Origin of the sequence: Curtobacterium sp. MCLR17_045 (genome assembly GCF_003234405.1) — a bacterium.
GTDB lineage: Bacteria > Actinomycetota > Actinomycetes > Actinomycetales > Microbacteriaceae > Curtobacterium > Curtobacterium flaccumfaciens.
In genome coordinates this window covers 59309-73454 of sequence record NZ_QKTB01000011.1, presented here as the reverse complement: position 1 = coordinate 73454, position 14146 = coordinate 59309, and the positions used below count along the sequence as shown (strand labels likewise).

At 69.7% G+C, this 14146-nt stretch carries 16 protein-coding genes and 1 tRNA gene; 11 read left to right on the top strand and 6 right to left on the bottom strand.

What is annotated here, in order from left to right; translation table 11 throughout:
* Positions 1-34: 34 nt before the first annotated feature.
* Positions 35-409: a holo-ACP synthase gene (locus tag DEJ05_RS09385; protein WP_171907809.1), complete on the bottom strand. Its 375-nt coding sequence runs from the start codon at positions 407-409 to the stop codon at positions 35-37.
* A gap of 106 nt (positions 410-515) precedes the next feature.
* On the opposite strand from DEJ05_RS09385, the gene DEJ05_RS09380 reads away from it, so the two are divergent.
* Positions 516-1571 carry a hypothetical protein gene (locus DEJ05_RS09380; protein WP_111030252.1) on the top strand — a complete coding sequence of 352 codons (1056 nt, stop codon included), beginning with the start codon at positions 516-518 and terminating at the stop codon, positions 1569-1571.
* Positions 1568-3142, top strand: a complete 1575-nt coding sequence (locus tag DEJ05_RS09375) for a CoF synthetase (protein ID WP_258370576.1) — start codon at positions 1568-1570, stop codon at positions 3140-3142. Before DEJ05_RS09380 ends, DEJ05_RS09375 begins: the two co-directional genes overlap by 4 nt.
* An 18-nt stretch (positions 3143-3160) precedes the next feature.
* Here the strand turns inward: DEJ05_RS09375 and DEJ05_RS09370 are convergent, their stop codons facing one another.
* From DEJ05_RS09370 to DEJ05_RS09350, 5 genes are read right to left on the bottom strand one after another with little or no spacing between them, the layout of a single operon-like run.
* Positions 3161-3712, bottom strand: coding sequence for a hypothetical protein (locus DEJ05_RS09370; RefSeq protein WP_111030251.1), 552 nt, complete (start codon positions 3710-3712; stop codon positions 3161-3163).
* Positions 3709-4689: an aldo/keto reductase gene (locus DEJ05_RS09365; RefSeq protein ID WP_111030250.1), complete on the bottom strand. Its 981-nt coding sequence runs from the start codon at positions 4687-4689 to the stop codon at positions 3709-3711. The genes DEJ05_RS09370 and DEJ05_RS09365 overlap by 4 nt, the downstream gene beginning before the upstream one ends.
* Positions 4690-4724: 35 nt before the next feature.
* Positions 4725-5258, bottom strand: coding sequence for a hypothetical protein (locus DEJ05_RS09360; protein ID WP_071405333.1), 534 nt, complete (start codon positions 5256-5258; stop codon positions 4725-4727).
* A 43-nt stretch (positions 5259-5301) separates the two neighbouring features.
* Positions 5302-6171, bottom strand: a complete 870-nt coding sequence (locus tag DEJ05_RS09355; RefSeq protein ID WP_111030249.1) for a hypothetical protein — start codon at positions 6169-6171, stop codon at positions 5302-5304.
* Entirely contained in the window at positions 6171-6815 is a 645-nt protein-coding gene (locus DEJ05_RS09350; RefSeq protein ID WP_111030248.1) for a SatD family protein, read from the bottom strand. Before DEJ05_RS09350 ends, DEJ05_RS09355 begins: the two co-directional genes overlap by 1 nt.
* Positions 6816-7063: 248 nt before the next feature.
* Between DEJ05_RS09350 and DEJ05_RS09345 the strand changes: the two genes are divergently transcribed.
* From DEJ05_RS09345 to DEJ05_RS09315, 9 genes are all read left to right on the top strand, one after another.
* Positions 7064-9244 carry a hypothetical protein gene (locus DEJ05_RS09345; RefSeq protein ID WP_111110299.1) on the top strand — a complete coding sequence of 727 codons (2181 nt, stop codon included), beginning with the start codon at positions 7064-7066 and terminating at the stop codon, positions 9242-9244.
* A 54-nt stretch (positions 9245-9298) separates the two neighbouring features.
* Positions 9299-9371: transfer RNA gene (locus DEJ05_RS09340), tRNA-Val, on the top strand.
* A gap of 165 nt (positions 9372-9536) precedes the next feature.
* The gene (locus DEJ05_RS09335; protein WP_111110298.1) at positions 9537-9947 is read left to right on the top strand and encodes a hypothetical protein; all 411 of its coding nucleotides are present in this window, start codon (positions 9537-9539) and stop codon (positions 9945-9947) included.
* A 55-nt stretch (positions 9948-10002) separates the two neighbouring features.
* A complete protein-coding gene (locus tag DEJ05_RS09330; protein WP_146245070.1) occupies positions 10003-10869 on the top strand; it encodes an AbiJ-NTD4 domain-containing protein in 867 nt (288 codons plus the stop codon).
* 324 nt (positions 10870-11193) lie between these two features.
* Complete coding sequence (locus tag DEJ05_RS17860) at positions 11194-11826, top strand: hypothetical protein (RefSeq protein WP_146245068.1); 633 nt, start codon at positions 11194-11196, stop codon at positions 11824-11826.
* 113 nt (positions 11827-11939) lie between these two features.
* On the top strand, positions 11940-12110 hold the full coding sequence (locus DEJ05_RS18080) for a hypothetical protein (protein ID WP_181440696.1): 171 nt from the start codon (positions 11940-11942) through the stop codon (positions 12108-12110).
* Between the two features lie 335 nt (positions 12111-12445).
* Entirely contained in the window at positions 12446-12688 is a 243-nt protein-coding gene (locus DEJ05_RS09325; RefSeq protein WP_111030240.1) for a hypothetical protein, read from the top strand.
* A gap of 102 nt (positions 12689-12790) precedes the next feature.
* Entirely contained in the window at positions 12791-13330 is a 540-nt protein-coding gene (locus DEJ05_RS09320; RefSeq protein ID WP_111030239.1) for a GNAT family N-acetyltransferase, read from the top strand.
* A gap of 89 nt (positions 13331-13419) precedes the next feature.
* Positions 13420-14085: a hypothetical protein gene (locus DEJ05_RS09315; protein WP_111030238.1), complete on the top strand. Its 666-nt coding sequence runs from the start codon at positions 13420-13422 to the stop codon at positions 14083-14085.
* Positions 14086-14146: the final 61 nt, after the last annotated feature.

The following is a 14146-nucleotide window of genomic DNA, read 5'->3' as shown; positions in this document are numbered from 1 at the left end:
TGCGGGAAACCGCACCCCTGTCCGGAGCGCCGGGTCAGCGCTCCGAGAGGGCCACCGCCGTCGCCACCGCGAGCCCCCGTTCGTGTGCCAACGAGACCGCGATCGGGCCGCACCCGATCGACTCCGCCAGGGCCGCGGCCGCCCCGGACAGCTCGACCGTGGGGGCACCGCCGGCGTCGAGCACGACGGCGACGTCACGCAGCGGGATCGCCTGGTCCGGAGCCGGCCGGAGCAGTTTCACGACGGCCTCCTTGCCCGCGAACCGGGCAGCGAGGCGCTCCGGGTCGTCGCCGGTGTCGGTGCGCTCCCGCAGGGTGAACACCCGGTCCAGGTACCGCTCGCCGTGCGCCGTCACGGCGTCGACGACGTCCTCGACCGCGGCGAGGTCGGTGCCGGTGCGGATGGTCATCACGAGGAGCAGGCTACGCACGAGTTCTCCACAGCGCATTCCCCGAGGGGCATGGGGCGCCGAGGGGGTTCGTATGATCGTCGCCAGGGACCACCGAGGGGGAACGATGGCATCACCGTGGACGGGCATCATCGAGGACGCGCGGCACTACCCGTCGCCGCACAACTCGCAACCGATCGTCGTGCGCGTCGAGGACGACCGCACCGCGACCGTGTTCTACGACCTGCGACGGGGGTTGCCGGCGGAGTCGTTCGGCATCCCGTTCGGCCACGTCTGCGCCGGGGTGTTCCTGGCCGGGCTCGACGTGGTGGCACGAGCGCACGGGTTCACCGTGCAGGAACGGCTCGACCACGCCGAGATGGACTTCGGTCGGCTCGACGCTGGTCCGGGGCACGACGCGACGGCGGACGACCACCTGCACCGGCTGGGCACGGTGACGTTGCGTCCGCACGTGGTCACCGCGGACGACCGGGAGGCCCTGGCCGGCTTCCTCGCACGGCGCACCTCACGCAGGCCCTACGACGCAACGCTCGTCGACGCCTCCGCGATCGAGGCCGCGTCCGCCATCGCGTCGGCGGCCGGGCAGCGCTTCCGCACCACCGACGACCGGGCCACGGTCGACGAGATCGTGCGCGTCAACCAGGAGACCCTGTTCGACGACCTGCAGCACGACGCCGTGCACGACGAGATCCTGCACTGGCTGCGGTTCTCGAAGCGACAGGCAGCGGCCACCGGTGACGGGTTGTCCGCGGAGACGATGCTCATGCCCGGCCCGGTGCTCCGGTTCGCCATGGAGCACCGCGGACTCTGGCAGGCCCCGGGCATCGGCGGGGTCTTCCGCAGGGTGTACCTGTCCACCATGCGGGGCGTCCGACAGCTCGCCTGGCTCGAGGGACCGTTCAGCACCCCGGCCGAGTACGTCGAGGCCGGACGGGTCTTCATGCGCATCTGGCTGGAGTTCTCCGCCCGCGGCATCGCCATGCACCCCTTCGGCACCGTGATCACCAACCCGCGGTCACACGCCGCGTTCGTGGAACGTGCGGGCGTCGACGAGTCCGACGGGCGGATGGCCTGGATGCTGTTCCGCTTCGGGCACAGCGACCCACCACCCCTGGCACACCGCCGACCCGCAGCATCGATGACCGTGGGCGGTGACCGGTGAAGCGCGCAGCGGTGTTCTCGGTGGTGTGGGTGGTCGAGACCTTCGTCGCACTGTTCATGCCCCGGGTCGGCACCCACAAGCTCCTGCTCACGCCCGGCATCGAGCCGCTCCGCTGGACCCTCGGACGCTGGCGCGCCTGGCGGACCGCGGAACGGGCTGCGAAGCGGGTCCCCGCGTACCGCGCGTTCCTGGCGGAGTCCGGACGGGCCTCCCGGCTCGACACCCGTGGTGGGATCGCCACAGCGATCTCGGGACTGCCCGAGATGGACAAGGACTCCTACGTCAAGCGCTGGAGCATCCCCGAGCGCTGCATCGACGGACGCCTGCCCCGACGCGGCGTCGTCGTCGACGAGTCCAGCGGATCGAGCGGCACCCCGACCAGCTGGGTGCGCGGCCCCGACGAACGCCAGGCCACCCGACAGCTGCTGCAACTCGGGTTCTCCCGCACCGCGAAGGACCTGTCGAAGCAGCCCTTCGTGCTCAACGCCTTCTCGCTCGGGGCCTGGGCCACCGGGATGAACGTGACCGCCTCGCTCACCGAGTCCTCCATGATCAAGTCGATCGGCCCGGACCGCGACAAGATCGTGCAGACGATGCGCGAGTTCGGCACCGACTTCACCTACATCATCTGCAGCTACCCGCCGTTCCTGAAGGCCCTGTTCGAGGACGACCGGCTCGACTGGAGCCAGTACACGATCGTCGCCGCGTTCGGGGGCGAGGGCATCAGCGAGAACATGCGCGCCCACATCGAGCAGTACGCGCAGGCCGTGCTCGGCTCCTACGGGGCGAGCGACCTCGAGATCAACCTCGGCATCGAGACCCCGTTCAGCGTGCAGCTGCGCCGGGCGATCGCCGCCTCACCGGAACTCTCCGCCGCCCTGACCAAGCAGGGCGAGTACGGGGTACTGCCGATGGTGTTCCAGTTCAACCCGTTCGGCTACCTGATCGAGACGAACGACCTCGGCGAACTCGTCGTGACCATCGCCCGCTCCGAGAACATCAGCCCACGCATCCGCTACAACATCCACGACCGCGGACACGTGGTGCGGATGAAGGAACTCCGCTCCGTGCTGCGGGCGACGGGGCACGCGGCGCTCGCCGCCGAGGCCGAGCTCGACCTGCCGCTGCTGTTCCACTACGGCCGGTCCGACCTGTCCGTCGACTACAACGGGGCCGTCGTCGCACCCGACGTGGTGCGGGACGTCGTGTACGGCGACCCGGAGCTGCTCGAGGCCGTCGAGAACCACCGGCTGATCAGCTACGAGGACGACCACGGCGACCGGCAGCTGCACATCGCGTTCCAGCTCGCGTCGGGCGCCGGTGAGTTCGACGCGGACTCCGCCCGGGGCGACGTGATCGCCGAGCTGCGGCGGCTGAACAAGGACTTCTCGAACGCGATCCGTACGGCCCCGCCCGGCACGCTGCCGACGGTCGCGTTCTACCCGTACCGGACGGGGCCGTTCCGCGAGGACGGCAAGAAGCTCAAGAACGAGTACGTGTGGCAGCTGCCGGCCGCGTCGGTCGAGCAGTGGGAACTCGACCTGTCGTGGGTCGCGGCGAAGGAGGCCTGAGTCGAGCCGGCTCCGGCGCTAGTCGTACTGCGGGGGCCAGTCGAAGGGGGCCGGCAGGTGCGGGACCTCGCCGACGGTCGTGACGACGAGGACGATCTGGCGGAGGTCCGTGAGCTCGATCGAGCGCGGGTTGCCGATCCTCCGGTGCCCGTCGACCCACACCGTCAGTTCGCCGCGCAGACCACCGACGTGCTCCGGACCGAGCGAGACGCCCCACTCGTCGAAGAACTGCCCGAGCGTGAACGTCTGCTCCGTCGGGGACTCGACGTGCACGATGCCCGACGTGTCGTGCGTGTGGATCTCCGCGGCGAACTTCCGGTCGTCGGAGTGCCCGATGTTCGCCGGGACGGTCACCGGCTCGTCGCCGTCCAGGATCGTCAGGTGCGTGTGCACGTGCTCGGCCAGCCGTTCGCCCCAGACGTTCCGGAGCCCGGCGGACTCGGCGCGGGCCGTCAGGTCGGACGGCCGTGGCCAGGGTGGAGCGTCGCGGGTGGTCACCGCTCCGGGTGCGGCGCACCCGGACAGCAGCAGGAGTGCGGCCACCGCGACCGCGACGCTCCGCAGGTTCACCAGCGGTCGTGGACGCTCGCGCGGAACCACGTGTCGTACAGGTCGTGCACGGTGGCGTCGAGCCCCTCGATCGGCGGCAGGTCGCCGGCCGCGGCGTTCGAGCGCGCCTGCTCCGGGTTGCGCGCGCCCGGGATCGCCGCGGTGACGCCGTCCTGCGCGATGATCCACGCGAGCGCCGCCTGCGGGACCGAGACGGCGTCCGGCAGGGACGCCGCGAAGGTCTGCGCGGCGCGCACGCCGTCGTCGTAGTCGACGCCGCTGAAGGTCTCGCCCTGGTCGAAGGCCTCGCCGTGGCGGTTGTAGTTGCGGTGGTCGCCCTCGGCGAACGACGTGTCGGTGGTGTACTTGCCGGAGAGCAGACCCGAGGCCAACGGGACGCGCGCCAGGATGCCGACCCCTGCCTCCAGTGCGGCCGGCAGCACGCGGTCGAGCGGCTTGAGACGGAACGCGTTGAGGATGATCTGGACGCTCGCGACGCCGGGTCGGGCGATCGCGGTGAGGGCCTGGTCGGCGGTCTCGACGCTGACGCCGTAGGCGGCGATCGAGCCGTCGGCGACCAGCGCGTCGAGGGCGTCGTAGACGGCGTCGTCCTCGTAGACCGGGGTCGGCGGGCAGTGCAGCTGCACGAGGTCGAGGGTGTCCTGCCCGAGGTTCTTCCGCGAGCGGTCCACCCACTCGCGGAAGTTCGCGGCGACGTAGTTCTCGGGGACCTGGTCGGCGCGACGGCCCATCTTCGTGGTGATCGTCAGCGGCACGTCGGGGTTCGCGGCACGCCACGCGCCGATGAGCTGCTCGCTCCGGCCGTCGCCGTAGACGTCGGCGGTGTCGAACAGGGTGACGCCCGACTCGACGGAGGCGTCCATGACGGCGTTGGCGTCGGCTTCGGAGACGGGACCCCAGTCACCGCCGAACTGCCAGGTGCCGAGACCGATGGGGGAGACGGAGCGGCCGGTGCGGCCGAGGGGGCGACTCTGCATGGGTCCGAGCGTAGTCAGACGCGGACGGGCGGGGTTCAGCCGATCGTCGAGACGCCGCGGCGCAGGAGCGCTCGCGCTGCCCGCGCGCGGGGGATGACCCAGACGGCTGCCCACAGGGCCATCGCGCTCCAGAGCAGGATGAGCATCGTCGTGATGAGCGTGCCGTGCTGGTCGCGCATCGACCAGGTCATCGCGATCCACAGCACGCCGAGGACGACCTTGCCCCAGCCTGCGCCCTCGCGGTCGGCCTGGGCCTGCACGAGCGGGATCCACTGGTCCGCCGGCACACCCGCGGGCACCTGACCGTCGGCGATCCACTCGCGGACGACGATCGACCGTTCGTAGCCGCCCTCGGCACGCCAGGCGCGGCGCTGCAGGACGACGGCGATCGCGGCACCAGCCACGGCGGTCGGGATGCCGGCCGAGACCAGGACGGTGGTGGTCGCCTCGGTCCACGAGGACAGGACCAGCATGACCAGGACGACGGCGAAGGCCGCGCCCGTCACACCGGCGCCGAGCAGGCGGAGCCGCCCGGCTTCGTCGAGGACACCGACTCCGACACCGTTCACGGGGGAGAGCGTACCTGCGGTGATCGGGGGCCGGGGGCGTTCGTCAGCCCAGTGCCAGCAACCAGCACATGCCGGCGGCGGCGAAGGCCATCGCCCAGCTCACCAGGCTGCCGATCAGGAAGTACTCGGCCTGGTACCCGGTCGTCTCGCGGCGGATCTCGGGGAACCGGACGATCCCCTTCGCGGCGATCAGTGCGGCGACGACGGGGAAGGCGCCGGCCAACGAGAACCCGGCGAGCAGCAGGCGCTCGATCGGGCCGATCATGCGTCCGCCCTTGAGGGTGACCGTGCGGTCTCCGGGTTGGTCGTCGTCTTCGTCCGACGCCCTGCCGGTGCGTCGTCGGCCGAAGCGTTTCGGTCGGCCGGCTGCTGCTGCTGCCGCCGCCGCCGCTGTGCGCTGGTCGTCCGGGGAGAGTTCTGCTGGCAGTGCCTGGGCGACGACCACGTTGGCCGAGTCGACCAGGAACAGCGCCGATCCGATCCCGGCGACGATCGCGGCGAGCGGCACCGCGCCGACGAAGGACGGGCCGACGTCCCGGCGCCAGTCCACCACGAAGCCGGAGGCGTCGGCAGCCGGTACCCAGAGCAGCAGCACGGCGACGGCGACCGCGAGCAGGACGGCCGGCCAGGACCCGGAGCGTCGGAGCCAGGGGAGTGCCCGACCACGACCGCCGGGTGCGCCCCCGGACCGCACCGGGATCGTCGTCGCGACCCACAGGGCTGCGAGGACGACCGTGACGAGCACCGACCAGACGGCGAGGCCGAGGCCGAGCACCGCCACGGCCGTCACGGCGGCCCAGAGCAGGACGATCACCGTGGCGGTCAGCCCGCGCCGTGGAGCCGCATCGGTCCCGGTCCGTGCGCGGACGACGTCGGCGAGCCCGACGAGGGTGAGGAGGACTCCGGCGAGCATCAGCTGCCCCCGTCCCCGAGGACACGCAGGCCCTCGACCAGGGCGGCGACGCCCGACTTCTGCACGGACTGGGACACCGCCGACGGGGTGATCCCCTCGTCTGCGGCGATCTGCGCCTGCGTGCGGCCCTGCACCAGACCGAGTGCGATCCGGCGGGCGCGGGGTGCGAGTCGCGAGACGACGTGGTCGCGGCTGAGGAAGTAGGCGTTCACGAGTCGCTCCGTCGTTCCGTGGCGGTCGTCGGCGTCGTGGTACCAGGACCGCAGGAACGCGGTCCGGCCGTCCTCGCGCCGGTGGGTCTCGTTGATGGCGTCCCGAGCCGACCACCAGCCCGGGCCGTCCTGCAGCGGGCCGGCGCCGCCGGTGCCGATCGTCCGGACCTGCCCGCGGCCGATGCCGAGGCGGATCTGCACGGTCGGGGGGAGTGTGAGGGTCGCGGCCGTCGTGGCCAGCAGCGCGTCGGTGAGCGTGGCGTAGATGACCTGGAACTCGTCGCCGACCGTCGCGCGCAGGGGGTCGAGCGCGGTGACGCCAGGGGTACTGTCGAAGGCGTGCTCGACGTCCTGCTGGGCTGCGGAGCGGTCCTCGAGCGTGCGGGAGTCGACCAGGTCGACGATCACGGCGATCACGGGCTCGGGCTGCATGGGTTAAGCGTAGAGCTTCATATCGTCGAAAGTAAGCCTGGGGCTAAACCATTTGGGGTGGGCACTCTCGCCAGCGCACGGGTCCGCGGCTGAAATGTCACCTTCTGGACGTCTGGCGTCGAACCTGCCAGCATGGGCGGACGCTGTCGGAGGGGGACGAGCAGATGGATGGTGCACGACCGGGGACGGGTGTCGCCAGGACGGGTTCGACCGAGACCGCGGTGCGGCGGCAGTACGGTCCACCACCCGTGCCGTCGATTGCGTGGAGCGGGGGCCGCGCGGGGCTCGCCCTCGTCGTGCCGTTCACGGCCGGGCTGCTGCTGGCCGGGGTGGTGCTCCTGCTCGGCGTGCCGGGCGGTCGCGTCGCCCTGGTGAACGGTGCGTTCGCGGCGCTCGACGGGACCGGGGTGCCCGTGGCCCTGCTCGCCGTGGGCACGGTCATCGCGGCGCTCGGGCTCGGTTTCGGGGTGACCGCAACCACCGTGGTCATGCTCGCGGCCACGGATGATGCGACCGCGGGGCCGCGCGATGCGTGGCGGTGGTCGGTCCACCACTGGCGGCTCGTCGTCGAGGCCGCTCTTGTCGCGTTGGTGGCGGTGGCGGCGGGGACAGCCACGGCCGTGTCGTGGCGGGCAAGTGTCTGGGGCACCGTCGTGATCGTCGTGGTGCTGGCGGTCGGTGTCGTCATCGTGGCGCCGCTGCTGCTCGGCTGGGCGTTGCTCGTGGCCGGTGTGCCCCGTCGATCGGCCTTCCGTCGCGCCTGGGGATCTGGTCGGGTCATCGTCCGTGGTGGGCACGAGGCGACGGCGACGCCGCGTCGTGCGCTCGTCGGGGGAGCGGCGCTGGTGACGGTGCTCGGGGTCGGTGTCCTGTTGTTGCTGCGTCTGTTGCCGCCGTCCGTGCTCCGGAGCAGCGTCATCGTGGCCTGGTGCTGCGTCGCCGTGACCGGTCTGGTGCTGGTCATCGTCGCGATCGCGGTCCGCGGAGCCGCAACGCGGAACGAAGGCGGTCGGCTTCGGTCACCGCTGGCGGTCGACCCGGCCGATCCGATGGCCCGGGGACGACGGGCGCGGCCTGGACTCGTCGGAGCGGGCGTGGTGCTCGTCCCGGCGGTGGTGTTCGCGGTGATCGTCTCGAGCAATCCGCTCGGCGTTGTGCAGTACGACGCCGCCCCTGCCGACGCGCGCGCCCTGCTCGGCGGCGACATCGCAGACGTCGGAGGCCGGACGGCGGTCGTGAGCACGCCGTCGACACCGCCCAGCCGTCTGCGGATGTGTGGGCATGCGTCGTGCGACACCCCCGTGGAGATGCCCGGCCTGACCGGCGGCTCCGCGATCGGGAGCGCCGGCGACGGCGGGCTGCTCACCGCCCAGTGGAAGGTGCGGTTCGAGGACGAGGTCGCGCAGGAGTACGAGCTCGAAGTCGTGCACTCCCGGGCGGATCAACTCGATGCGGCGCCGAAGTCGGATGGTGCCGCCTGGCCCGCGGGGAGACGGGCGGAGCAGCGTGACTCCGCCGACGAGGCACCCGCCGTCGATCGCCCGGAGGGGCGCCGCACCACGGTCGCCGCCATCGACATCGTGGAGACCGATCAGGGGCGCGTCAGCTACTGGATGACCGACGTGGCAGTCGCGAGTTCCGGCGACCGGCCGGTGGTGGTCGGGATCGCCCGCGGCGGTGAACCGGAAGGACGCTCGCACCTGGTCGCCGTGTTCTGCGAGGACGTGTCCTGCGTCGAACACACGGTTCGGCAGGTGGCGCTGCCGTGGATCCCGCCGCTGGACCACCAGGGTGTGGACGTCGCCGTCGCGCCGGACGGCACCGCGGTGGTCTCGCTGGTGTCGGAGACCGACGCTCGTTCGCCGACCTTCACCGCCCTTCGGCTCGTGTCGTTCAGCCCGGACGGCGGCCAGCCCGTCGTCCGCGACCTGTCGCATGCGATCCCGCCGGGGGAGCCGGTCCGGGCGTGGGACGAGGCGTACGACGCCCGGGTGGCGATCGGCGGCGACGGGAACCCGGTCGTGCTCGCGCGGTCGAACGGGATCGCGACCCAACGGCTGACGTTCTGCGCGGATGCGTCGTGCTCGTCTTCGTCACACACGGACATCACGCCGAAGGGGCCGACGAACCTGCTTCCGGCGTTCGTCATCGACCGATCGGGGCGGCCACTCGTCGCGGTCCGTGACGAGGAACGCGGCACTCTGGGACTGCTCTCGTGCCGTGACGCACGGTGCACCAGTTCCGAGCAGACGACGATCGCCCGGTTCCCGCCGGTACAGGACGAACGGTCGGGCACCAGCACGCTGGCGATCGGCCTCAGCGCCGACGACACCCCGATCGTGCTGTCCGGGGGCGTGTCGGAGGACCGGGACGAGGACGCGAAGGGACTCGTGATCCGCTGCGATCGACCCCGGTGCGGGGTGTCGTGACGTGCCCGCTCGTTTCGGCGACGATCGAGCGCTGACGCCCTAGGATCGTGGTGAGGGCCTTTAGCTCAGCTGGTAGAGCGCCACGTTTACACCGTGGATGTCGTCGGTTCGATCCCGGCAGGGCCCACAGGCGAAGATGACGGAACGCCGGTCTCTTCCGCGGCAAGCGCGCCCCGATAGCCAGCGACGAGCACCGCGACTTGCTCGTCCGGTACCGCGACAACGAAGGCTCCGACACGATGCTCGCCGCCGAGCTCGACATCGTGGCCCGCTACCTGAAGCGAATCGGCTGATGGGCGCCCACGTGCGCACCGTGCCGGTGCAGCCCATTTGGTACGCCCGGCAGCGCTGGATCCGCACTGCGGTGCAGACCGCGCTCGCGTTCCTGGTCGGGGTCGGCGGATCCGTCGCTGTGCTCCGGGCCGTAGCCCCGCAGGTGCTCGACGCCCTCGCTGACGTTCTGCCCGCCTCCTCGCTCGCGTGGCGCGGTGGCGCGTTCGCGTTCGTCATCGCGATCGCCACCGCCTTGTCGAAGCTCATGGCGATCCCGTTGGTCAACACGTGGCTCACCCACATCGTTGTTGGGTCCGTCCCGCGGGCCGCAGCGCTCGAGGATCGGCAGTCGGATGACGCGACCGACCGGACCACCAGCGCCGGCTACCCCGATGCGCTCAAGACGGAGCCGGAGGATGCACTGGGATAACAGCTAGTGCCTTGCGCCCCGAGTGTGGCATCGTGTGTCACAGCAAAGGAGCGCAGTGCAAACTTTCTCTGAACGTAACGGGTTCGTCCAGCCGAGTGCCTTAATTCAAGTAAATGACTTGGATGTTGCGACGCGCACAAAGCTTTGGAATGTCGTTCACGTGATCGTTGTCAGTCGCTTTAGTCAGAAGAGCCTCTATAGTGAAGAGAGGGGGCTTCTGGATTACCTGTGGATTCACTATCTGGGGTTCCCTGTCGATGAGCGACCGGACTCGCCCTATCACTGCTGGCAGGTCATTAAGCAGACCCTTCTAGCGGGCACCTTCCCTAGGGTGATGGACCTTCTAGAGCGCCTTGTCACGGGACTTAGGCCGTTTACGGCGAATACGCAGATGCAGAACGCGCCCGGTGATCTGCGAGACACGATCAACCTGACATTGGAAGACCACCTCGTTGGGTATCGGTTCGTGAATGACCGGCTACTCCGGATCGACAGCGAGGAAGAGGTCACGGCGATCGAAACAGCGTTCGCCAGCGCAGTTCCCCTCCGGACGGCGCACCACCATCTCACGCAGGCCTTCGCGCACCTCGCTGACCGCGACAGCCCTGACTATCGCAATGTCATCAAGGAATCGATACAGGCTGTTGAATCTGCAGTGAAGACGCTTACCGGGCAGGACAAGTTCGCTAATGCGGTAAGAGCCTTGCCGGCCGCGGGTATCCCGTCCCATCGAGCGCTCCTTGGTAGTTGGGAGAAGATGTACGGGTGGGCTTCTGATGAAGATGGACTCCGCCATGGTGGAGAGACTGTCGCAGAGCCGGACCAAGCGCTGGCAAAATATGTCTTCGGTACCAGTGCAAGTTTCGTGGCCTACCTGGTAGAGAAGTCGCGTCAGGCGGGCACGCTGCCTGAGGCAAGTTAGCCTCACGAAGCAATCGCTTCGCTCGTTCTCCGTCGGTCCGTGTCATCGGTGGCGACGTAAATGCACGTCGTGGCTGGCGAAGCGTGACCCAGAAGGTCCTGCACGACGGCCAGGTCGCGGTTCACGCGGTGTGCCCGCGAGCCGAACCGGTAGCCACTTCCGCGGACGGGCATGGCGTAGATCGCTCGAGGACGACCGTTATCTGATTCGTTGTGCGATTCGCCAAAAGCGGCGACAACTACGTTCCGCGCGGGCGTCGAGCCCACGACTCTCTCGCGGGTGCGCCGTCGTAGTTCCCAGGAGTAATCGTCCTATGCTGAGAGGGTGAAGCAAGGAACCACTTGGGCGCTCATGAGCGCGGCCGTTGTCGTGCTCGTCGCCGCCTGGTTTATCCCGCTCGACCCTAAACGCCTGCAAGCAGTAGCAGCGGTTGCCACGGCGTTGGCCGCGATCGTCGCTCTGACTTCGGCGGTCAATAGCTCTCGTGCGGCTGCTAGCAGTGAGCGCGCCGCCTCCGATGCCATCCGTGCTCTCAGTTACGCTTCGAAGCCGGAGATTCGACTTCATCTGCACAACAAGGACGGCGATGCTATCGTTGCGGTCGAGAATGTGGCCCCGCAGCCGGTCGCCGAGTTGAAGCTGCAGTGGTCTGACGCGTCAGGAATGCAAGACACAAAATTCCTGCCCGGGATTAACGCGATGCCCTTGACCTCTGAGGGAATGATGTTCGGCACTCGCGGCGAGATAGTTTCGCACAACATCGGCGCGTCAATCGATCTTCAGTTTCCAGTTCAGGTCACAGCCTGGTACGCGGGGCGCACCGGCCCAACCGCTTGGAGTGTGCAATGGACCTTCGGTGGTGACGTCGCAACGGAACGAAATGTGTGGGGTGAATTCCTGTATCCTGTTGAGCATGTTCGCGGGGACGCGGAATCGCGCTCTCCGTTCCTCCGCTGATGTTCCGGAACCACACACCTGCTGGTCGGCGCATTCCCGAGGAAGGCCCGCGACCGCGGGTCAATAAGCGAGTACCTGTTGCGTCACCCTCGAAGCTGTGGAGACTGAGCGGCATGACGACGTTCGACTGCCCTGTCCCTGGCTGCGATCAGCCCGCGACCTTGACGATCACGCCGGTCAATGACGGCCGCCTAGCCCGCTCGCGCGAACGGTTGGTGTGTTCGAACGGGCACGACGCTGCGGCGAACATCAGTCCGCCCGACGATCTCCGGCTGACGCGCTAAGCGGCCCGACGGCCGGAGCTAACCGGCACTGCCCGCGGGAGCAGGGCCGCGATGCCATTGCGCTTCGGTCGTTCACTGGCGCCGGTGTAGATCTGCGTCGTGTCAAGGGACTCATGCATCATGAGTTCCTGCACGACACGGATGTCCACCTCGCTTCGACTAACTCTGTCCCAAACCCGTGGCGCAGAGAGTGCGGACCCTGACGCCGCGCGCTGCCGGCGGGTTGACCGCTTCGGCCCGCTTCCCGGAACGGCAGCCACCAGATCCGGAAGGATCCAACCGATCGTCGCCCCGGGTCCTCGGCGATCACCCTGGCGTCCGGTAGCGTCAGCGCCATGACCGAGATGCAGCGACGCACTCTGCTCGAACGGCTGATCGGCAAGCCCCTGCCGTGGCTCGCCTGGGTGTGGGCGGTCATCGCGCTGGTCTGGCTCGTCCTGGCCGTCGTCGAACCGTCCCGGTTCCACATGCAGATGGCGGTCCTCTGGATCATCCTCGCCGCCGTGCAGATCGGCTCGGTGTCCTACGCCCGTGCGCAGGCGCGGAAGCGTGCTCGGAACGCAGGCGACGACTCGTAGCCGGCCCGACGCCGGCGCCCAGAGCACGCCCACGCCCGCCCAGTGCATGAGCGTGCGCAGAGCTCGGCGAGATGCCTGTGCGCTGCGTGAGAGCATGCGGTCGTGACAGACGAACCCCTGCTCGAGATCCGGTCGGCGTCCGAGACGGACGCGGCATCCGTCGCTGCGGTCGTCGTCCGTGCGTACGCCAACCAACAGGGTTGGGTGAGCGACGCCGAGCTGGTGACCGGGGAGCGGACGAGCCCGGACCAGGTGCGTGCGATGATCCGTGCCCCGCGGTCGGTGGTGCTCGTCGCGGTCCACGACGCCACCATCGTCGCGACGTGTCACCTGCGGGCCTCCGACCGGGCGACGGCGCACCTCGGCATGCTCGCTGTGGACCCGGCGTGGCAGTCCCGAGGCATCTCCCGGCGGCTCCGGACCGCGGCGATCGCGTACGCCGAGGAAGCCATGGCGTGCGAGTCCGTCGAGCTCGAGGTGCTCAGCGTGCACGAGGGACTGCGACGCGTGTACGAGCGAAGCGGGTTCATCGCGACGGGGGAGACCCGACCGTTCCCGGCACACGTCGCTCGCGTCGCGGGGCTGCACTTCGTCGTGCTCCGGAGATCGCTCGGCGCTTCTGGACAGAACCCGGACGTGTGACCCGAGCGGCGCGCCGCCGCCGGGACCCGTAGGCTCCAGGCGGACCCACCGGTGCACGGGGCGCACGGCGGGATCCGAGGGGGAACCACATGTCCATCACATCCAGGATCACCACCGCGGGGACGGCGACCGTGATCGTCGTGCTCGCACTCTCCGGCTGCGCCGGGACCGGCACCACGGCACCGGGAGTGGAGCGGGCCACACCGCGGTCATCGACACCGACACAAGCGCCGACCCAGGCACCGACGGAGACGCCGACCGCGCCGGCCACCGTCGACTCGGCAACGAAGGACCTCACGTTCGAGGACGGCGACGCGCTCTCGGCGAGCACGCTGCCCGCGTTCGGGCTCCAGGTCTCGGCACTCGACGGCTGGGAGCAGACCGGCGAGGACCCGACCACCGGGTCGCGGGAGTACACGAACGCCGACGGCTCCGTGGCGACGATCACGCAGCAGCGGCTCACCGACCTCGACCCGACGATCGGGGACCGTGCCGCCACCGAGCAGCTGTTCACGGCTGCGGGGCTCCCGGCCGACCGGCTCGAGGAGCAGCTGCTGCCGACGATCACCGGCGGCACCGCGCAGTTCCTGTCGATCGCCGGGCACAACACGGACGGGTCCTGGTCGGCGACGGTCGCACGCGCCTTCGCGAAGCCCGGAGCGGCGCTCATCGTGAAGGTCCGGACGACCTCGCAGGATGCGCTCCGTCCCGACCTGCACGACATCCTGGTCAACGCGCAGGTGGTCGTCGCCTAGCGAGTCGAGCTGGTGCGTCGGGGGCGCCGCGACGGGCGCCCCCGACGGGTCCCTATGCTGA